The 20,873-nt window shown below is 37.6% G+C and carries 17 protein-coding genes; 7 read left to right on the top strand and 10 right to left on the bottom strand.

Features of this window, described 5'->3' with window-relative positions:
* Positions 1 to 51: 51 nt before the first annotated feature.
* Complete coding sequence (gene gdhA / locus CLOCL_RS00405; protein WP_014253477.1) at positions 52 to 1,392, bottom strand: NADP-specific glutamate dehydrogenase; 1,341 nt, start codon at positions 1,390 to 1,392, stop codon at positions 52 to 54.
* Between the two features lie 721 nt (positions 1,393 to 2,113).
* A complete protein-coding gene (locus tag CLOCL_RS00400) occupies positions 2,114 to 3,385 on the bottom strand; it encodes a stalk domain-containing protein (RefSeq protein WP_014253476.1) in 1,272 nt (423 codons plus the stop codon).
* Positions 3,386 to 3,743: 358 nt separating this feature from the next.
* Here CLOCL_RS00400 and CLOCL_RS00395 point away from each other — a divergent pair, with 358 nt between their 5' ends.
* The 6 genes from CLOCL_RS00395 to CLOCL_RS00370 all read left to right on the top strand — a co-directional run bounded on the left by CLOCL_RS00395 (position 3,744) and on the right by CLOCL_RS00370 (position 12,832).
* Positions 3,744 to 4,589, top strand: a complete 846-nt coding sequence (locus CLOCL_RS00395) for a sulfide/dihydroorotate dehydrogenase-like FAD/NAD-binding protein (protein ID WP_014253475.1) — start codon at positions 3,744 to 3,746, stop codon at positions 4,587 to 4,589.
* Positions 4,582 to 5,976 carry an NADPH-dependent glutamate synthase gene (gene gltA / locus CLOCL_RS00390; protein ID WP_014253474.1) on the top strand — a complete coding sequence of 465 codons (1,395 nt, stop codon included), beginning with the start codon at positions 4,582 to 4,584 and terminating at the stop codon, positions 5,974 to 5,976. The genes CLOCL_RS00395 and gltA overlap by 8 nt, the downstream gene beginning before the upstream one ends.
* 121 nt (positions 5,977 to 6,097) lie before the next feature.
* A complete protein-coding gene (locus CLOCL_RS00385) occupies positions 6,098 to 9,247 on the top strand; it encodes a fibronectin type III domain-containing protein (protein WP_014253473.1) in 3,150 nt (1,049 codons plus the stop codon).
* 286 nt (positions 9,248 to 9,533) lie between these two features.
* Positions 9,534 to 9,893 carry a nucleotide pyrophosphohydrolase gene (locus tag CLOCL_RS00380; RefSeq protein ID WP_014253472.1) on the top strand — a complete coding sequence of 120 codons (360 nt, stop codon included), beginning with the start codon at positions 9,534 to 9,536 and terminating at the stop codon, positions 9,891 to 9,893.
* Between the two features lie 18 nt (positions 9,894 to 9,911).
* A complete protein-coding gene (gene pepF / locus CLOCL_RS00375) occupies positions 9,912 to 11,720 on the top strand; it encodes an oligoendopeptidase F (RefSeq protein ID WP_014253471.1) in 1,809 nt (602 codons plus the stop codon).
* A complete protein-coding gene (locus CLOCL_RS00370) occupies positions 11,717 to 12,832 on the top strand; it encodes an aminopeptidase (protein WP_014253470.1) in 1,116 nt (371 codons plus the stop codon). The genes pepF and CLOCL_RS00370 overlap by 4 nt, the downstream gene beginning before the upstream one ends.
* Before the next feature lie 92 nt (positions 12,833 to 12,924).
* Here CLOCL_RS00370 and CLOCL_RS00365 read toward each other — a convergent pair whose 3' ends face one another.
* Together CLOCL_RS00365 and CLOCL_RS00360 are read right to left on the bottom strand one after the other, a co-directional pair.
* Positions 12,925 to 13,908: a glycoside hydrolase family 43 protein gene (locus tag CLOCL_RS00365; protein WP_014253469.1), complete on the bottom strand. Its 984-nt coding sequence runs from the start codon at positions 13,906 to 13,908 to the stop codon at positions 12,925 to 12,927.
* Between the two features lie 295 nt (positions 13,909 to 14,203).
* Complete coding sequence (locus CLOCL_RS00360; RefSeq protein WP_014253468.1) at positions 14,204 to 14,716, bottom strand: shikimate kinase; 513 nt, start codon at positions 14,714 to 14,716, stop codon at positions 14,204 to 14,206.
* Between the two features lie 239 nt (positions 14,717 to 14,955).
* On the opposite strand from CLOCL_RS00360, the gene CLOCL_RS00355 reads away from it, so the two are divergent.
* A complete protein-coding gene (locus CLOCL_RS00355) occupies positions 14,956 to 15,228 on the top strand; it encodes a hypothetical protein (RefSeq protein ID WP_014253467.1) in 273 nt (90 codons plus the stop codon).
* 262 nt (positions 15,229 to 15,490) lie between these two features.
* Here CLOCL_RS00355 and CLOCL_RS00350 read toward each other — a convergent pair whose 3' ends face one another.
* Genes CLOCL_RS00350 through rsxC form a run of 6 tightly spaced genes read right to left on the bottom strand, consistent with a single transcriptional unit; the run spans position 15,491 to position 20,460 of the window.
* Entirely contained in the window at positions 15,491 to 16,294 is an 804-nt protein-coding gene (locus CLOCL_RS00350; RefSeq protein ID WP_041714793.1) for an RnfABCDGE type electron transport complex subunit B, read from the bottom strand.
* Between the two features lie 20 nt (positions 16,295 to 16,314).
* The gene (rsxA, locus tag CLOCL_RS00345) at positions 16,315 to 16,896 is read right to left on the bottom strand and encodes an electron transport complex subunit RsxA (protein ID WP_014253465.1); all 582 of its coding nucleotides are present in this window, start codon (positions 16,894 to 16,896) and stop codon (positions 16,315 to 16,317) included.
* The gene (gene rsxE, locus CLOCL_RS00340; protein WP_014253464.1) at positions 16,896 to 17,561 is read right to left on the bottom strand and encodes an electron transport complex subunit RsxE; all 666 of its coding nucleotides are present in this window, start codon (positions 17,559 to 17,561) and stop codon (positions 16,896 to 16,898) included. Before rsxE ends, rsxA begins: the two co-directional genes overlap by 1 nt.
* Positions 17,558 to 18,157 (bottom strand): RnfABCDGE type electron transport complex subunit G, encoded by a 600-nt coding sequence (locus tag CLOCL_RS00335; protein ID WP_014253463.1) that lies wholly within the window; start codon positions 18,155 to 18,157, stop codon positions 17,558 to 17,560. The genes rsxE and CLOCL_RS00335 overlap by 4 nt, the downstream gene beginning before the upstream one ends.
* A complete protein-coding gene (locus CLOCL_RS00330) occupies positions 18,150 to 19,139 on the bottom strand; it encodes an RnfABCDGE type electron transport complex subunit D (RefSeq protein ID WP_014253462.1) in 990 nt (329 codons plus the stop codon). The genes CLOCL_RS00335 and CLOCL_RS00330 overlap by 8 nt, the downstream gene beginning before the upstream one ends.
* Before the next feature lies 1 nt (position 19,140).
* A complete protein-coding gene (gene rsxC / locus CLOCL_RS00325) occupies positions 19,141 to 20,460 on the bottom strand; it encodes an electron transport complex subunit RsxC (protein WP_014253461.1) in 1,320 nt (439 codons plus the stop codon).
* Positions 20,461 to 20,873 lie beyond the last annotated feature (413 nt).

Below are 20,873 nucleotides of genomic sequence, written 5' to 3'. Positions count from 1 at the left end.
AAAGGCGTAGCCTGTGTTAATTAAGCTACGCCTCTATATTAAAACTAACAATTAATATGCCACACCTTGAGCGTACATAGCGTCAGCAACTTTTAAGAATCCGGCTATGTTTGCACCAAGAACGAGGTTGTTTTCCTCACCGTATTCTTTTGCAGCGCTGCTTGCACTCTTATATATATTAATCATAATATTTTTAAGTTTTGCATCTACTTCTTCAAAGCTCCATGAATATCTCATGCTGTTCTGTGACATTTCAAGACCGGAAGTTGCAACTCCACCTGCATTTGCAGCCTTAGCAGGTCCAAATACCACACCGTTCTTTAAGAATATTTCTATAGCTTCAGGAGTTGATGGCATATTCGCACCTTCTCCTACTGCAAAACATCCGTTAGCAACAAGAGCTTTTGCACCTTCTGCATCCAGCTCGTTTTGTGTAGCACAAGGAAGGGCAATATCACACTTAATAGTCCAGATACCTGAGCAGCCTTCTGTATATTTTGCATTAGGATGGTACTTCACATATTCACTGATTCTCTTTCTTTCAACTTCCTTGATCTGTTTTACAGTATCAAGCTTGATTCCATCGGGATCATAGATATATCCGTTGGAATCGCTTAATGCAACTACTTTTGCACCCAACTGCTGAGCTTTCTCAGTAGCATAGATGGCAACATTTCCCGAACCGGAAATAACCACTGTCGAACCTTTGAAGGATTTACCTTTGATATGTGTCATAGCTTCTTCCATAAAGTAGCAAAGACCATAACCGGTAGCTTCTTTTCTTACAAGACTTCCGCCCCAGTTCAATCCTTTACCGGTCAACACGCCAGTGAAATTGTTCTTTATTTTCTTATACATTCCAAACATATATCCTATTTCACGAGCACCAACACCGATATCTCCTGCAGGTACGTCGGTGTCTTCGCCTATATGTCTAGCCAATTCAAACATAAAGCTTTGGCAGAATCTCATAATCTCTCCGTCGGATTTTCCTTTTGGATCGAAGTCGCTTCCGCCTTTACCGCCACCCATAGGCAATCCTGTCAATGAATTTTTAAATATCTGCTCAAAACCTAAGAACTTAATTATACCTAAATTTACTGAAGGATGGAATCTTATTCCGCCTTTATAAGGTCCGATAGCACTGTTGAACTGTACTCTGAAACCTCTATTTACCTGAACTACACCATTGTCATCAACCCATGGTACTCTGAAAATAATTTGTCTTTCAGGCTCAACAATTCTCTCAAATACTCCGGCCTTAACCCATTCAGGATGCTTTTCAGCAACAGGCTCCAATGATTCGAGCACTTCCCTGACCGCTTGATGAAATTCCGGTTCATTGGGATTTCTTTTTATAACTCTTTCCATGACATCAGCTAATATTTTCATTAAAAACCCTCCTAAAAAATAATGTATATATGGGCAATTGCTTTTTAGGCAAATTACTTTTAATATTGTCTGCAATTGTATTAAAAAAATATAATTAAAAGCAACAAAACATAAAATTTGCATAAAGCAAATTTCGCAGCAAAATACTCACAATATATGTATCAAATTCAGGCAAATATTCTACACAAGTCATTTCAATAATTTCTTGTGATAAAAAATAATTTCTATTTTTTTAATAATATACGCCATTGTATATGGTATACGGCATACCACATTGTATACCCCAAAATAAAAAATCTGGGGATTTATTTCCGGGATTTGCAAAGCAAATGTCCCATTTAGAAAGAAGTTTATTGAAGATTATTTAGAATATTTTATGATATTAAATTCAAACCAATGAAATTATATCAAAATAACTTTCAAATTGCAAGAGACAATTCAAAATAATTCGAATTTGTTCTCAATTAGAATATTTTATTTTACATTCACAAAATTTATAACTCAATATTTTCATAGCTCCATCGGACTTTTTTTATTTTTTTACATTTATTACTGCCATGTATTTATGCAAGGAGATACAAATGATACTTTCATTTTATACTTGTTTTTAAATATAATTAATAAAACAAGCCATTAACTGACTCAATGGGTTGAAAACTATACTGGTATTGACAATGTACAAAGCAGTTTTCACATAGATTTTGTTAAAAGTTCCTCCGGATCAGTTTTCTGAATTCTCTTTAACTTTTACTGTTGCTTTTAACGTACCCCACATCTCGTCTGTCAAAAGACCAAGTCTCCATAGGGCAATCCCCTCAAGTCTGTACCTTTTGGCAATTCCTACTTTTGAAACCAGGCTATCCGGATTTTCATTGGGTACTGAAATACCAAGTACAAGTTTTTCTTTCGGTACATATTTTAAAGACTGCTCAACAGCTTGAATAACAAGATCACTTGGTTCAGGCTTTGTGCCATAGTCATAAGCCATAATTATGATCCTGTCGGCGTATCCTGCCAAAGCTTTATAATCATAGCCCTTATAAACACTGTTAGGGGCATGCAGGGTAAGCGTAAGTTTAAGGCCTAAATTATGTGCCTGTTCAGCCAAAAGCTGAACAAACCTGTTAAACGCACTTTGAGTTGCCAATAATTGCTCACCTACATCCTTAAAGCCCAAACCTTCAAAATCCAGGTTTATGCCATGATACATTGAAGCTTCCTCAATTATATTGCTGACTGCTGTTAATATGGCAGTGTCATTGTTCAGCAGTGATGTCAAAGTGCCGTCTCCGTCAGTGGCGTGTATCGTCATCTCCGTTGCCATTTGGTACTTACTTGCTGCTTTCAACACGTCCTCCCAACCATCCGGTCTTTGCCATCCTGTCCTGCTTTCCGTCAGCAATTTACCGTCTTTATCAATACTGTACCAGCCCAATGAAAGTTGATTCACTACATCTGTATTGCCAACGGTTGTTTCGGGATAGGGAATTCCAAAAAGGTCAGTCCAACTGCTTGTCCTGCTGTCCCCAAGTGCATAAAAACCTGTTACAGACATCTCTTTTGGAGGAGAAAAAATTTTTGCCGTTCTGTTTACGCCGTCCCAATCTACTTTACAATTGTATGCTTCGCTAAAAAACCTTAGAGGAATTAATGTTCTCCCGCTTGAGATAATCGGAGAAACATCCAGAGAAACAGGAGTATTATTGCAATAGGCAGTTTTATCTCCGATTTGTAATCTGACATTTATTTTTCCGTCTGTAGCATTAACTGTCTTTGTATCTCCATCCCAGTCTACTTGTACCCCCAATGCCTCTGCAATAGCCCGGAAGGGCACAAGTATCCTGCCGTTCTGAATTGTAGGTTCAGTATCAAAAACGACAGGCAGATCGTCAATAAAAACTGCTATTGCTTTATTCTCTTGTGCCAATACCATAGGTGAAAAACAAGTAATCATGATATGTACCAATATTAAACAAAATAGACTTCTCTTCATATGTACCTCCCAGATATTTTTTGAATTGTGTTTTTTGCTAAATTTGATTTCCGCTTGAAAATCAAATATATTCCTCAACAGTAATTTACAATTATTCTTCAAAGTAATAATAATAAAAATATATAATATTGACTGAAAAATATCCATAGTATATGCAACCCATACATATAATTATTTGAAATTTTACTTACAATCGAAATCAAATATCAATTTTGACCATATACTTAAAGTAATCCATATTAATTAATTTTCATACAAAATATAACATTTATAAAAAAATAACACTTAAACAAATTCAAAATAAGTGATACAATGAAATGAACAGATATTGTGTCTTCCTTAAAAGGAGGTTTTAAAAATGTTCAGAATAGTCAGGAAGCAAATCTTGAACCCTTCGGTTACATTAATGGAAGTTGAAGCCCCATTAATAGCCAGAAAAGCAGAGCCAGGTCAGTTCATAATTTTAAGGGTAAACGACGAAGGAGAACGCATACCTTTAACTATAGCAGATTATGACAGAGAAAAGGGCACTGTTACAATAATCTTTCAGATAGTCGGTAAAACTACTGAAATTTTGGGTAATTTAGAAGAAGGAGATGCCATACTGGACTTTGTCGGACCTCTAGGCGTTCCATCACACCTTGAAGGTGTAAAAAAAGCTGCCGTTATTGGCGGCGGATTAGGTACGGCAATTGCATTTCCGCAAGCCAAAAAGCTTCATAGTCTAGGTGCTGAAGTTGATGCAATTGCAGGATTCAGAAATAAAGAACTTATTATTTTGGAAGAGGAATTAAAGTCTGTAAGCAACAGAGTTTTTATAACCACCGATGACGGTTCGAACGGAAACAAGGGATTTGTAACTGATGTATTGAAAAAACTTTTGGAAGAAGGAAATAAATACGATTTGGTAATTGCTATAGGCCCTCTTGTTATGATGAAGGCTGTAAGCAATCTTACTAAACAATACAATATAAAGACGATAGTAAGCATGAACCCCATAATGATAGATGGAACAGGCATGTGTGGAGGATGCCGTGTAACAGTTGGCGGCAAAATCAAATTTGCATGCGTAGACGGCCCCGATTTTGACGGTCATGAAGTTGATTTCGATGAAGCCATGAGAAGACAGCTCATGTACAAGAAAGAAGAGCAAGTATCTTTAGATGCTCATAAATGCAGATTGAGAGGTGTCGATAATGCCTAATATGTCACCGAAAAAAGTACCTATGCCGGAACAGGACCCTAATGTGAGGAACAAAAATTTCCTTGAAGTGGCACTGGGGTATACGGAAGAGATGGCAAAGGAAGAGGCTCAAAGATGTCTTCAATGCAAACACAGACCCTGTGTGGAAGGATGTCCGGTAAATGTCCAGATACCCGATTTTATAAAACTTGTGGCCGAAGGCAGGTTTGAAGAAGCCTATGAAAAAATCACGGAAACCAATAGCCTTCCCGCCATTTGCGGCAGGGTCTGCCCTCAGGAGACCCAGTGCGAAAAATTATGCGTACGGGGAAAAAAGGGCGAACCGGTCGGCATTGGCAGACTCGAAAGATTTGCTGCCGATTGGTATATGGCAAACGCAAAGCCCAAAGAAGTAAAAATTGAAAAATTGAACAAAAAAGTTGCCGTGATAGGTTCCGGTCCTGCAGGAATCACGTGTGCAGGAGACCTTGCCAAAATGGGCTATGATGTAACCATTTTTGAAGCTTTCCACACCCCGGGAGGTGTCCTGATGTATGGAATTCCGGAATTCAGGCTGCCTAAAGAACTGGTACAAAAAGAAATTGACTTGGTCAAAAGACTTGGAGTTGAAATTAAAACCAACATGGTTATTGGAAAGGTATTTACCTTAGATGAACTATTTAATGAAGGTTATAAAGCAATATTCATTGCTTCCGGTGCAGGCCTCCCCAGTTTTTTGGGTATAGAGGGCGAAAATCTAAATGGAGTATATTCAGCCAATGAATTCCTGACAAGGATAAACCTTATGAAAGCATACAAATTCCCCGATAACGATACACCGGTCAAAGTAGGCAAAACAGTTGCTGTTGTTGGCGGCGGCAATGTTGCCATGGATGCTGCCCGAAGTGCAAAAAGACTTGGCGCGGATAACGTATATGTCATATACAGACGTTCCGAAGAAGAAATGCCTGCCCGATTGGAAGAAATTCATCACGCCAAGGAAGAAGGTATTATTTTCAAGCTTCTTACCAACCCAGTAAGAATTATCGGTACCGAGGATGGATGGGTTAAAGGCATGGAATGTATTGAAATGGAACTGGGTGAGCCAGACGCCTCCGGCAGAAAAAAACCGGTACCCAAACCGAATTCTGAGCATGTTATCGATGTTGACACGGTTATAATTGCCATAGGCCAGACCCCAAATCCTTTAATAACGTCAACAACTCCGGGACTTACTACTCAAAAATGGGGCGGAATAATTGTAAACGAAGAAACTTTGGCAACCAGTAAACCGGGTGTTTTTGCCGGCGGAGATGCCGTAACCGGTGCTGCTACCGTTATCCTTGCTATGGGTGCAGGTAAAAAAGCAGCAAAAGCAATAGATCAATATATTCAGTCAAAAAATTGATATATTGAAACAGATTATCTGTAAAAGCGGCCCAACGTAATATTAACTTTTTGATGAAATCTTTCGATAAAAAATGTATAGATTTAATTTTTATTACTATCTATACATGCGAGGGATGTTCATGCTTATAAATATGCATACATATAAATCTTTAAAATTATTCCTGATAATACCAGCAGTAATTATTATATCAATTGCTGCTGGTATATCAGTAAAAGCCGCTTTTACACTCAATATTAGTACTTCCGTTGCCAATTCCGATACACAGATAAACTTAAATTGGACTTCTGTTGCCGATTCGGTTTACTACAAAGTTGCCAGGGACAATACAGTAATAAAAATAATAAACGTCGACACCGAAAGAAATTTCTTAAGCTATTCCGATACCGACCTAATGCCTGAAACTACATATAATTATACCGTTACCGCAGTAAACTCAGACGGAGAGGTTATTCAAACAGCCAGCAAAAGCGCTACAACGACACAAATGAAAGCACCTTCCATTGTCTCATATTATGTGGATTTAAATAAAAAATCGGTAACCCTGAATTGGATTAACAATTCCAAGGCTGTTCGCGAAACTTCAGTAATAAAGGTTAACGATGGAGTAATAGCCAATTTGCCTGATGACGGAACATCCATTACTTTTATAGACCCGTCCCTTGAAGCCAATAAATCGGTAAAATATCAACTTGTTTCCGGTGACGGCAAAGGCCACAATTCTCCCCATTCTTCTGCAATAACCGTTACACCTGTAGAATTGCCTACTATTACCGCTGCTTTGGACAATAATCAAATTAAAATTTCCTGGGGTCCAAATGCCGATATTGAAAAGTTCGTATTGGAACGCTCGGTATACTCGGAAAATTCATGGGGCCCATGGACAACCATTGTAAGTAATATCAAAAAGAACAGCACCTATGCTATCGACTCCTCTGCCGGTGACGGTACATACAGATACCGTCTGAGTATAAATACCGAAACCTTTAGAGGTTACAGCAATATATCAAATCCTGTAACCAGAATTCTTTCTCCAAAAAATTTACAGTGCGTGCCCGTCAATGCCCGCAGAATTGACTTAAGCTGGACAAACCCTCAAGGATGGGACTACAAGTTAAAAGTTGAAAGAAGAAAAGCCTCCAGTAAAAACTATACAGTTTTATCAGTACTTGATAGCAATATTTCATCGTATTCCGATACCGACAACATTGAACTTAATACCGGATATTACTATAGGATTACGGCATTCAATGAAAAAGGCATTTCAGCTTCAAGTTCAGAATACTATATATATACCGGTCCTCCCGCTGCTGCCCATTCGCTAAGTGCAGATATTGTCTCTTCTTCAAAAGTGATACTTTACTGGAACGATAACTCGGACAACGAACTTGGTTTCATAATAGAAAGGAAGTCCGGTTCTGAAGGTTTCACAAAAATAGCTGAGGTACCGGCAAATGTTACTACTTACACCGATGGGACACTTTCTGCTGATAAAACCTATACTTACAGAGTTATACCCTATAACCCATACGGCAATGCCAAATCCTATACCAAGGAGCTTACTCTTTCCACATCTTTGTTAAAAGATTCTCCTGCTTCATTGACAGCTACAGCAATATCCACAAACGAAATCGAATTGACTTGGACTTACACAGAGTTAGGAAACTATGCCACTGCTATAGAAAGAAAAAGCGGTTCAAACGGAAGTTGGGAAATTATAGCTCTTCTGCCGGTTGGATTTACAAGTTACAACGATATCGCTCTTACTGACAATAACCAATACTATTACAGGGTCAAGGCGGTTCTCAAAGAAGATGTATATTCAAAACCCTATCCAAACAACGATACCGGCGTAGCAGCTCATACCAAGCTAAAAGCTCCTCAAAATCTCAAAGCATCATGGAGTTCAGCCGATACAATAAGATTAACCTGGCTTGACAAATCCTATGGTGCCGAGTACTTTGTTATTGAGCGAAAAATCGGTGACGGTTCTTTTGTTGTTATAGATACCATTTCAGCTGATGAAGGAAACACCTGGTATGACAACTTGCTAAAACCAGGATCAAGTTATACCTACAGATTAAAATCGATAAAGGGAGACCATTCTTCTGATTACTCGGATGAAGTCACTGTTGAAGGATATGCAATTCCTGCTCCCTCAAACTTAAAAGCCGTCATCCTTTCCGAATCAAAGATAATGCTTACATGGGAGGACAACTCAGATAACGAAACTAATTTTATAATTGAGCAAAAAACCGGTTCAAGCACTGCCTGGAAACAAATCGGCAGTGTCAAGTCCAATATAACAAGCTTTACGGTGGATAAACTCAAACCGGATGTTAAATATATTTTCAGGGTTAAATCTTACAACTCAACTCACTTCTTAAGTGCAGAAAGTGAGGAATGTGAAGTACTTATACAAAACCTGGCGGCTCCATCAGGTCTTTCCGCCAAAGCCATATCTTCCTCAGCCATTACACTTGAGTGGAGAGACAACTCATCAGGTGAACAGGGGTTTATCATTGAAAGAAAGACCGGCAAGAACGAATTTAAAGAAATTGCAAGAACCGGTCCAAACATAGAAAAGTACACTGACAATAGTGTTGAAGCAGGAAAAGAGTATTATTACAGAGTGATGGCCTTTAGCGAATCATTATATACAGATTACACCAATACATCTTCCGCAGTCACTCAAGCTATTAAACCTTTTGAGGATTTAAATTCTGTGCCATGGGCCAAAAGTCCCATTGAATATTTGGCAGCAAGAGGTATAATAAAAGGAAAATCGGCAAATCCAAACTTATTTGCACCCAATGATAAAATAACCCGGGCAGAGTTTATAAGCCTTGTAGTTGCCGGTTTTAAATTTGAAAAAACCCCAGTCGGAACTTTTGAAGATGTGAAACCCGAACATTGGTTCTATAAAAATGTAATGATCGCCAAAAACATGGGTATAGTTTCAGGTATAGGAAATAACTTCTTCTATCCCTATGAACCTATAAAAAGAGAAGATATTGCCGTCATATTGGCAAGAGTTTTAAAAATTTCCGGCAATCCTCTGCCTGAAAACGACATAAGCATTCTCGACAAATATTCAGACAGAGATGACATATCTGACTATGCCTTAATAAGCATGGCACTATTGAACGGCGAAAAAATTATCAATGGCAAAAGCAGTACGATACTTGCACCAAAAGATTATGCAACCAGAGCCGAAGCCGCCGTTATTCTTTACAATATTTTAACCAATTATAATATGTCCGGAACTTAACAATTTTCAGCTTTATATTTATTGAAGATAAATTTAAATAACGGGATAGAAATTATTACGTAGTACTTAACTCCCCTAATAAAATTTTAACTGGCAGCCTGTATATAAAAATATAAATCAGGTTGCTTTTTTTTGGTAAAATTATATAGTATTATTATAAAGTCAATACCTTAAAAAGTTTATTGGCAGGCTGCGTCAAGTAAATAATAAAAACTTTGATTGTTGGATAATATAGTATGATAGGCTATAATTGTATGAGAAATGTAATACTCGGAGGATTGAACCTATGAATAATATAGATTTGACTCAAGCTGTGGAAGCTTTGATAAAATTCAGATCCGAACGGGACTGGTCCAAGTTTCATACCCCCAAGAACCTGTCCATGTCTATCGCAATTGAAGCTTCAGAACTTATGGAACATTTTCAGTGGAAAAACGAAGACGAGGTCAATCAATATCTTTCCATACCGGAAAACCTTGAAAAAGTCAAGGAAGAAATAGCAGATATTCTCTCTTACCTTCTACTTTTATCTACTGATTTAAAAATCGACCTTAACCGTACTTTATTGGACAAGATTCAGAAGAATTCTGAAAAATATCCCGTTTCCAAGTGTAAAGGGAAATCTGCCAAATACAACGAATTATAAGCGCAAGGAGGTATTCATATGACCGATAAAAATGAAAAAACTCTTCCTAAAAGAGATGAGATTGACGAAAAATACAAATGGAAACTAAGTGACATGTATCCGGACCTTGATCATTGGGAAAAGGATTTCAATACCGTAAAACAACTTGTTCAGGAAATTGCCAAATACAAAGGTACATTGGACAAAAGTCCTGAAAATCTTCTTAAGTGCCTCAAACTCAGCAATGACATGATGGCATTAAACGACATGGTCTATGTATATGCAAGAATGAAAAGAGATGAAGACAACGGAAATTCTACTTTCCAGGCAATTTCCGACAGAGCTTCTACTCTTTCAACAGAAGTTTATGCTGCAAACTCCTTTATTGTTCCGGAAATCACATCCATTCCTCAGGATAAAATTGAAAATTTCATGGAAAGCTGTGAGGAACTTAAAGTTTATAGGCAGTTTTTCAATGAAATTTTCCGCCAGAAAGAACATATCCTTTCAGAAAAAGAAGAACAACTTCTGGCTTTGGCATCGGATATGGCAAGTGCTGCAAGGGACATATTCACCATGTTCAACAATGCCGATTTGAAATTTCCCTTTATAAAAGACGAAAACGGTGAGGAAGTTGAGCTTACTAAAGGAAGATATATAAAATTTCTTGAAAGCCACGACAGAAGGGTCAGAAAAGATGCCTTCACAGCACTCTATGAAACCTATACAAAATATAAAAATACTTTAGCTGCATCATTAACCGGCAATCTCAAAGCAAATAAATTCTATTCAACGGCACAAAAATACAATTCATCCTTAGAAGCTTCCCTCGATGCAGATAATATAAGCACTGAAGTATATGATAACTTAATAGACACTGTCAATAAAAATATTCCGCTTTTACACCGCTATTTAAGACTTCGGAAAAAAGCTCTGAAACTGGATGAATTGCATATGTATGATCTATATGTGCCCATTGTGGAAGAGACCAAAAAAAATATTCCCTATGAAGAAGCACTAAACCTGGTCGAACAGGGATTAACCCCTTTGGGTGATGAATATATTGGATACCTCAAAAAAGCTTTTTCATCGGGATGGATAGATGTGTTCGAAAATCAGGGTAAAACCAGCGGCGCATATTCCTGGGGAGCGTATAAATCCCACCCCTATGTTCTGCTGAACTATCAGGGAACAATAGATGATGTTTTCACAATTGCTCATGAAATGGGGCATGCACTTCATTCCTATTATACAAACATGACCCAGCCTTATATATATTCAGAATATAAAATATTTGTCGCTGAAGTGGCTTCTACAGTTAACGAATGTCTACTTATGGACTATATGCTAAAAAATACAACCGGTCGGGAAGAAAAAGCCTATCTTTTGAATCATTATCTTGAACAATTCCGAGGAACAGTCTTCCGTCAGGTTATGTTTGCGGAATTTGAAAAGATAATTCACTCAATGCTTCAGGAAGGAAAAGCTCTTACTGCCGACATACTCTGCGATGTTTATCTCAAACTGAACAAGAAATACTTCGAGGCCGAAGTAAATGTCGATGATGCTATCAAAATGGAATGGGCAAGAATTCCCCATTTTTATACCAGTTTTTATGTCTATAAATACGCAACTGGTTTTTCATCAGCAGTGGCAATTTCAAATATGATATTAAATGAAGGTCAGCCTGCTGTTGACCGATATAAAGAATTTTTAAAGAGCGGAAGCTCCGATTATCCTTTAGAACTTCTGAAAAAGGCAGGAGTTGATTTATATACTCCAAAACCTATTGAAGATGCTCTACTGGTGTTCGAAAAAATAGTCAATGAATTGGAGGCACTTATATGAAAGATCCACGTATAACACAACTTGCTCACAACCTAATTAATTATTCAGTAGAACTGAAACCCGGTGAAAACATTCTTATTGAATGTATCGGTGATTGTTATGCCCTTGCAAAGGAATTGATCAGAGAGGCTTATAAAGCAGGAGGTGTTCCTTTTCTTACAGTAAAAGACAATGAACTTCTAAGGATTCTTTTAAACGACTGTACTGAAGAGCAGATAAAAATGACTGCATCTTATGAGATAGCACGCATGAAAGACATGAAAGCATATATAGGAATAAGGGCCGGAGAAAATGTCAGCGAACTTGGCGGAGTTCCTCAGGACAAAATGAAAATATATATGGAACATTACTCCAAACCCCTTCATTCCGACATCAGAGTCAAAAGCACCAAATGGTGCGTATTAAGATACCCCAACAATTCTATGGCACAGCTTGCAAACATGCCCACAGAGCACTTTGAAGATTTTTATTTCAAGGTGTGCAACTTAGATTATCAAAAAATGTCCAATGCCATGGACAATCTTATAAAAATCATGGAAAGAACCGACAAAGTCCGCATCGTTGCCAAAGGCACCGATCTCTCCTTCTCCATTAAGGGCCTTCCGGCAATAAAATGTGACGGCAAAATGAATATTCCCGACGGTGAAGTTTTCACTGCACCTGTAAAGACTTCTGTTAACGGAGTTATTACCTACAATACCCCTGCCGTTTACCAGGGAGTTACTTTTGAAAACATAAGGCTGGAATTTAAAGACGGCAAGATAATAAATGCTACCTGTAACAATACAGAAAGGCTAAACCAAATATTGGACACCGACGAAGGGGCAAGGTATATCGGTGAATTTGCTATTGGAGTCAATCCTTTCATAGAAACTCCTATGAAGGATACACTCTTTGATGAAAAAATAAAAGGAAGCATACACTTCACTCCCGGAAGCTGCTATGATGAATGTGATAATGGCAACAAATCGGCAATACACTGGGACCTTGTTCTTATCCAACGTCCCGAATATGGCGGCGGAGAAATATGGTTTGATGATGTTCTCGTCAGAAAAGACGGACTTTTCGTAATCGATGAACTAAAGTGCCTAAATCCGGAAAACTTGATATAAAATCTAATGCTAAGATAAGTTTAAAATAGGGGATTGCCGGAAGCAAAATTCCGACAATCCCCTAAGTTTTAAAGAGTTTCAATTCTATCGGATTATTTCTCATATGGATGTATTGTTTTTATAGTTCCATCCTCATTGTAAGTAAGCTCAGTATATTTTACGCATCTCTTATGATTTACTCCGTTAGACAATGATGAATCATGGTAGAACAGATACCACTTGTCACCAATCTGCACAATGGAATGGTGGGTTGTCCATCCAATAACCGGCTCAAGGATTCTTCCCTTGTACACAAAAGGTCCCTTAGGATTCTTGCTTATTGCATATACAAGGTAGTGGGTTGTCCCTGTTGAATAGGACAGATAATAATAACCATTGTACTTATGCACCCAAGAAGCTTCAAAAAACCTTCTATCCTCGTCCCCTGCCAAAATTGGATTACCATCTTCATCAACAATGGAAACCTGTTGAAGATCTTCCTTTAATGAAATCATATCATCGTTCAGCTCAGCCACATATGGCCCCAACGCCGGTTCTGTAGGCGCAGGTTCTTTACCGTTAGGGTCGAATTTACCTGTCTTCCATTTTTCCAGCTGTCCTCCCCACAATCCACCGACATACATATATGCTTTGCCGTCATCATCTACAAAGACAGCCGGGTCAATACTAAAAGTCCCTTTTATGTAGTCTGGTTCGGGCTTAAACGGACCTGCCGGATTCTTACTTGTGGCAACACCGATTCTAAATATTCCTTCTTTATCTCTTGCAGGGAAGTAGAAATAATAGGTACCGTTTTTAAATGCCGCATCAGGTGCCCACATTTGCTGTTTTGCCCATGGAACATCATTAATATGAAGTGCAACTCCATGGTCAATTACAGGAGAATTCAAATCATCCATAGATAAAACATGGTAGTCTTCCATCATGTATTGATCGCCGTTGTCATTTTGTTCTACGTCGATATCCCTGTCATGGGAAGGATAAATATAAATTTTTCCTTCAAAAACGTGTGCTGAAGGATCTGCAGTATAAATATGCGTTACTAAAGGTTCTCTTTGCTTTGGGATTTTTGCCATTTGACTCTCTCCTTAAATTATAATAACTATAACCTATTATATTTTAATATATTTTTGCTATAACATAAAGACCTTAATTTGTTTTGTGTAAAATAAAAATTATCTATGTTATTTTACATTTATTTAAGTTAAAAAAAAAGGGGTTAGTCGTTGCAACTAACCCATGTAAAGGGGGTCAAAATGTATTTTGTGAGGTCATTATTATTATTGCCCTTTTTTCGGAATATATATACATGTTTTCAAAAATTTTTTATAGTTTTTTTATAAAACGTAAAAATCCTATTCAAGACAGCAACTATGCTTTATACATATAAATACTTTCTTTTATCTCAAAAACAATGTCCTCAATAGTCTTGTTGGAGCAAACAATAGTAATGTCTGCATGTTTTTCATATAAAGGTACCCTTTCATTGTAAACATCCAAAAGAGTTCTATTCTTCTCCATGGCTATTCCTCGCCCTTTAAAATCCTTTAGCCTTTTCACCACCTCATCAAAACTCAACTTGAGATAAACAATTTTTCCGTCTTTTTTCAAATGGTTAAGAGCCAAATCACTATATATAACGCTGCCGCCTGTTGCAATGACATGATCTTTTACATCCAGGTCCATTACAACTTTTTCTTCTATATCAAGAAATTTATTGATTCCATGCTTATCAATAATCTCCTGGAGAAGCATATCCTGTTTTTGCTGTATCAATAAATCCGTATCAATAAAAGGTTTTCCCATGGCTTTGGCAAGAACCACGCCAACAGTGCTTTTCCCAGCTCCAGGCATTCCTATTAATACAATATTTGATTTATTCATAGGCAAACTCCTAAACTTTTTATTCTATGTAAATTCAAAGTAATCTACACGGTTTTCATATCAAATCCCATCAAATTAGGGTAATTAAAAAGTTTTTAACAACCCTAATAAAAAAATTAAAACTTTCCAACTTTAATGCTCGTTTAGATGATTGAAAAGATTAATATTTGGCTAGAATATATATTACTCCGTTTTTTATATTTTAAACATATTTATATAACATTAGCGGGAGGATGCAAATGGACAATAATATGGACAATAACAGAGAAATTATAAACGCTGAAAGTCTGAATATCGACTCGACTTTAGAAAAGCTGTCGGAAGAACTTAAGGAAAACGAAACCTTAATACTGGATGTAGGAAATAATTATTTCCATCAAACTGACATAATATATGACACACTTGTACTGAAAGGCTATGATGTGAAGAAATCCTTTAAGAATGGCAGAAATCAAATACTAGTGAGTAAAAAAGGTGCAAACGGCAATTTTAAAAATAACATTAAGCCTTAAAGTCAATAATAGCAAAATTAAAAAAACAGTTTTACCTACAAGTACTTTAATGAAAAGTTAAACTTTCAACCACAGAGCATATCCTATCGCATAAAAGGACAAGGCATTTTTTAATATTAATTGATATGCAATAAAATATTCATAATCATCCCAAAAGGAAGATAAATATCTTATTTCTCAATAATCAAACAAAAAACTAGTGCCTCGGAATAAAACTATCCCTTAATATGTTGGCACTAGTTTAATCTATTTTTTAACTTATTTAGCAACTGGATTTATATCTTTTTATAGCATTTGTTGGACAAACTTTTATACATTCTCCGCAATTGCTGCAAATCTCAGGGTTTATTTTCGCAAGGGTTCCCTCAACGCTTATAGCGCCCTTAGGACAGACTTTAGAACATTTACCGCAGCCTATACACCCTACACTGCAGTTCTTCCTTACTGTAGCTCCCTTGTCCATACTGCTGCATGAAACAGTGTATTCATTACATATCGGAACCATTTTAATAATTTTTTTAGGACAGGAAGCCATACACTTTTCACAAGCTTTACATTTCGCCTCATTAACCATCGCTAACCCGTCAACTATCTGTATTGCCTCAAAAGGACAAGCCCTTACACAGGTTCCAAGTCCCACACATCCATAAGTACATGCTGATGGACCTCCGAAAAGACTTGCAGCTGCAACACAATCCTCTATCCCGGAATAATCAAACTTAGTTTTGCATGAAGTGCAAGTTCCTCCACACATCACTCGGGCAGCTTTAGCCACTACTGCTTCAGCCTCCACTCCCAATATTTCGCTTATAGCCTTTGCAACAGTGTCTCCACCAACAGGACAACCGTTTACCTTACATTTACCGTTTACCACACCTTCGGCAAAGCCGTCACACCCTGTAAACCCGCAAGCACCACAGTTTGCACCAGGCAAGACCTCTCTTACTGCAGCCACCCGCTCATCGGCTTTCACTTCAAATTTTTTAGAAGCATAAGCCAGACCAATACCAAATATAAGCCCTAAACCGCCAACCAGAGAAGTTGGCAATAATAACTCCTGTAGCATGACTTTAACATCCTTTCTCTCTAAATTCCAAAGAGACCCTTAAACCCTAAAAATGCCATAGAAACAAGGGAAGCCGCAATAAGCGATATCGGCAGCCCTTTAAGGGACTCAGGGATATCACTGTACTCAAGTTTTTCCCTGACACCTGCAAACAATACCAATGCAAGGGTAAAACCCACACCTGAAAACAATCCATATAAAGTCGAGTATAACACATTATAGTTTTTGTCTATATTTAAAAGAGCAGCTCCCAACACCGCACAATTGGTTGTTATAAGCGGAAGATATATACCCAAAGACCTGTACAGCGAAGGAATAAACTTCTTTAACACTGTTTCAACAAACTGAACCAATGAAGCTATGATCAGTATAAAAACAATGGTATTCAGATAATCAAGGCCATAAGGATACAGGAACAAATCATAAATAGCCCTTGTTATACAGGAAGAAATGGTCATAACAAATATAACTGCGCCACCCATTCCAAGAGCTGTTTCAATCTTTTTGGATACACCAAGGAAAGGACAAATTCCTAAGAACTGCGATAAAACAAAATTATTCACCAATATGGCACTGATTGCAAGCAATATTACATTATTCATTATACCTCATCCCCCTTAGCTTCTCCAACTGCACCACAAGGCAACGGACATGATGCGCAGTTCTTCTCTTTTGATAATTTCATTGATGAAAACTTGTTTATAAGTCCCATTATTATTCCAAAGACTAAAAATCCTCCGGGAGGAAGTATCATTATTAATGCCGGGTCAAATAAGTTCTTTGTAACGGTAATTCCAAACCATGTTCCTGCACCGAGTAGTTCCCTTACCGAGCCCATTATAAGCAGTGCAAAGGTAAAACCTATGCCCATCCCTATACCGTCTAAAATTGAAAGAAAAGCATTATTTTTATTGGCAAACATCTCAGCCCTTGCTAAAATAATACAGTTTACAACTATCAGAGGTATATATATACCGAGTTCTTTATCCAATTCTGGAAGATAAGCCTTAAGAAGCATCTGTATAATGGTAACAAATCCTGAAATTATTGTTATATATGCAGGAATTCGCACTTTATCGGGTATGATTTTTCTAAGGAGCGATATTACAAGATTCGATCCCACCAAAACTGCTGTGGCGGCAAGTCCCATACCAATCCCGTTTCTCGCCGAAGTTGTTACTGCAAGGGTAGGACATGTTCCCAAAACCAGCCTGAAAACCGGATTCTCTTTTATAATACCGTTTTTAAGTGTCTCTATCGCTTTCAAAATACCGCCTCCCCTCTCAATTCTCTAATTTTTTTATCCATGTCAATTGCCGCCTGTATTCCTTTTACAACTGCTTTTGATGATATTGTAGCACCGCTTACGGCATCAATCTCTTCTTGTTTAGAGCCACCGGATTTGACAACGGTCAATGCTTCTTTCGGTGTAATACCTACAAGCTGGGAAAGAAACGGCTCTTCCTGGACTTTTGATCCAAGTCCCGGTGTTTCACTAAGGCTGATAATTTTTACACCGGTTATCTTTCCGTCGTTGTCTATTCCCACTACCATGGAAATAACTCCGCCATAGCCATTACTCTCCACTGAATAGACTCTACCTATTTCTTTTCCGTTTTTTGAACAGTGGAAAGCTTCCTTTATCAATTTTTCTTCACCTGCAGCACCAAGGATTGAGTCTAAATCCTCAATCTCTTCAAAAGTTTCTGCCTCTGAAAAAACTTCTCTTTTGGCACTTTCTGCCTGAATTTTGTTCTGTTCTGCAATAGCATCCTTGGTAGCGTAGTTTGTGAGTGCCAGAGACATTGTAACTATAACACATATCAAAAATAAAACAATTGTAGGTATAACTATATCACGCAACGGCCTTTTCACCTCCGAAACTTTTTGGCACAGTGTATCTGTCTATAAGAGGAACACAAATGTTCATAAGCAAAATAGCATAGGATACACCTTCAGGGTAGCCGGTATAGAGCCTTATAACAGCTGTTAAAATCCCACACCCTAATCCCATTATTACACGTCCTTTAAAGGTTACCGGTGATGTGGCATAGTCTGTTGCCATAAAGAATGCTCCTATCATCAGACCACCCGATAATACATGGTACAGCCAATCACCTGTAAATAAAGTCTTTCCCCCAAAAATCCACGTTAACAATGCAACACTGCCTATAAATGTAACAGGTATTTCGGGACTTATAACTCTTCTATATAGCAAATACGCAGCTCCAATAAGCAGTGCTATCACCGAAGTCTCTCCTATACAACCTGCTATTTTTCCGATAAACAAATCCCAATATTCCGGCAAATATGCAGCATTTCCTTTAACAAATTCCTTCATTTGATACAAAGGTGTGGCTGAGGAAATTGCATCGATTGACGTAGCAGAAGAAACCACATCAACACCTATAGGTTTCTCAAAGCTTGTCATATGCTTTAAAAAAGCATTGAGCAAAAATACTCTCGCCACCAATGCAGGATTCATGAAATTCTGCCCCAAACCGCCAAATAACTGCTTAGCAATGACAATTGCAACCACCCCACCAATAGCAGCCATCCAAAGTGGAATTGTTGAAGGAAGGTTTAATGCAAGCAGAAGACCTGTTACTACTGCGCTCAAATCCGATATGGTAGATTCCTTTTTTAATGCCTTTCTTGATAGATATTCCGAAATGACACAGGATAATATGGTAACAAATATAACCAAAGCTGCCCTTGATCCAAAAAAGTATATGCCGGCAACCGTTGCAGGAAGCAATGCAATTATAACATCCAACATTATCCTTTGTGTATTTGTATTCGCCCTAAAATGGGGAGATGATGACACAATCAATCTATTTTCCAAATTATTTACCCCCTTTTGCTTCAGCTTGTCTAACTAGTGCTTTTCCAAGCCTAATTGACTGCACAAGATGTATCTTTGCAGGACAGGTGTAAGAACAACAACCGCACTCAATACAATCATTTACATGGTATTTTTTAAGTTCCTCCACATTTCCCTTTAAAGCATTCATATTGAGATATAGAGGCAGCAAATTCATCGGACACGCCCAAACACATCTGCCGCACCTTATGCATGCACTAGGTTTGGGAAGTATTGCTTGTTTTTCATCAAAAGCCAAAAGCGCATTGGTATGTTTGAGAACAGAGGTGTCTAATGAAAACTGAGCAATTCCCATCATAGGTCCGCCCATAAGTACCTTGTAAGGTGGCGATTTAAATCCCCCGCAAAATTCAAATACATCCTGAATTGAAGTTCCAATAAGAACCTCTACATTGGAAGGATTATTAACCGCATTGCCGTCAACGGTAACTCGTTTTTTAATAAGAGGCATACCTGTCTTTATATGTTCAGCAATAAATGAAACACTGTTAACATTCATAACTATGACACCAACATCAGCAGGCAGCTTTCCCGGAGGTACCTTTCTTCCTGTTGTTGAATAAATCAACATCTTTTCAGCGCCTTGGGGATACCGGGACTTGAGTTTTACAACATTAACCTTGTCACTTTTTGATGCCACACGTTCCATTTCTTTTATTGCTTCCGGTTTGTTGTCCTCAATGCCGATAAGCACATTTTCAATCTTTAAAGCATCCATTACAATATTAATTCCACTTAAAACATTCCAGGAGTTTTCAATAATCTCTCTGTAATCGGAAGTGATATATGGTTCACACTCAGCAGCATTAATAATCAATGTATCGATCTTTTTATCCTTTGGAGGTGAAAGTTTGATATGAGCCGGAAAACCGGCACCACCCAAGCCAACCAGACCGGACTTTCTTACAACATCAATAAACTCCTCGATGTTTGAATACGTGGGAGGTTTTATGCTCTCATCAATTTCCTGTTTACCGTCAGTCTTAATTTCAACAGATGTTATATACACACCACCTGCATAAAGTCTTGGTGATACATCGGTTACTACACCGGAAACACTCGAATGTACTGGAGCAGATACAAATTTATCCGTGTTTCCTATCACCTGCCCTACTTTAACTTGATCACCCTTTTTGACACAAGGCTCACAGGGCGCACCAATGTGCTGAAGCATAGGTATAACGACCTTTTCAGGCACTTTCATTTTAACTGTTTCGCAATTTTCCGTTCTTTTTAAATGCGGAACAGCGACCCCACCTTTAAACATTTTTTTTAACAACATATATCCAACCCCATTTTATCTTTATAATTATTTTTTTATATATTTTTTTATATAGTTCTTTTTTAAGTCAGAACATTAACCAAAACCGGCTAATACCTTATAACAGAGTAATACCCGGAATTTATAAAACGAAACAAAATATTCCAATAATGCGATGATTTTCTTTAATGAATGATAAGGTAGTTTTCAAATATGTTTGCGCTTTTAAGAAATTTACTTTTTACTCTGGATGTTCGATAAAGTCTGGCATATACATTTTCTTAAAACGCTAAATTATGCTGTTTTAATCACTGTATAAGTGAACCGGTCAACTTAACAACATTGTCAAGAAATAAACACTCTTCATTGAGTGAAATAACTATTTATAATGAACAATTTAATTATATTTATTATGCTTTAATAAGTCAAATGCA

This window comes from Acetivibrio clariflavus DSM 19732 (genome assembly GCF_000237085.1).
GTDB classification, from domain to species: domain Bacteria; phylum Bacillota; class Clostridia; order Acetivibrionales; family Acetivibrionaceae; genus Acetivibrio; species Acetivibrio clariflavus.
The sequence above is the reverse complement of the archived record's forward strand: the minus strand, read 5'-3'. Positions and strand labels throughout refer to the sequence as shown.

Coding starts and splice junctions, on each gene's coding strand:
- CLOCL_RS00385 (WP_014253473.1), top strand. CDS start 6,098: ATGCTTATAAATATGCATACATATAAATCTTTAAAATTATTCCTGATA.
- pepF (WP_014253471.1), top strand. CDS start 9,912: ATGACCGATAAAAATGAAAAAACTCTTCCTAAAAGAGATGAGATTGAC.
- CLOCL_RS00370 (WP_014253470.1), top strand. CDS start 11,717: ATGAAAGATCCACGTATAACACAACTTGCTCACAACCTAATTAATTAT.
- CLOCL_RS00400 (WP_014253476.1), bottom strand. CDS start 3,385: ATGAAGAGAAGTCTATTTTGTTTAATATTGGTACATATCATGATTACT.
- CLOCL_RS00355 (WP_014253467.1), top strand. CDS start 14,956: ATGGACAATAATATGGACAATAACAGAGAAATTATAAACGCTGAAAGT.
- gdhA (WP_014253477.1), bottom strand. CDS start 1,392: ATGAAAATATTAGCTGATGTCATGGAAAGAGTTATAAAAAGAAATCCC.
- CLOCL_RS00365 (WP_014253469.1), bottom strand. CDS start 13,908: ATGGCAAAAATCCCAAAGCAAAGAGAACCTTTAGTAACGCATATTTAT.
- rsxA (WP_014253465.1), bottom strand. CDS start 16,896: ATGAATAATGTAATATTGCTTGCAATCAGTGCCATATTGGTGAATAAT.
- rsxC (WP_014253461.1), bottom strand. CDS start 20,460: ATGTTGTTAAAAAAAATGTTTAAAGGTGGGGTCGCTGTTCCGCATTTA.
- gltA (WP_014253474.1), top strand. CDS start 4,582: ATGCCTAATATGTCACCGAAAAAAGTACCTATGCCGGAACAGGACCCT.
- CLOCL_RS00380 (WP_014253472.1), top strand. CDS start 9,534: ATGAATAATATAGATTTGACTCAAGCTGTGGAAGCTTTGATAAAATTC.
- CLOCL_RS00395 (WP_014253475.1), top strand. CDS start 3,744: ATGTTCAGAATAGTCAGGAAGCAAATCTTGAACCCTTCGGTTACATTA.
- CLOCL_RS00360 (WP_014253468.1), bottom strand. CDS start 14,716: ATGAATAAATCAAATATTGTATTAATAGGAATGCCTGGAGCTGGGAAA.
- CLOCL_RS00350 (WP_041714793.1), bottom strand. CDS start 16,294: ATGCTACAGGAGTTATTATTGCCAACTTCTCTGGTTGGCGGTTTAGGG.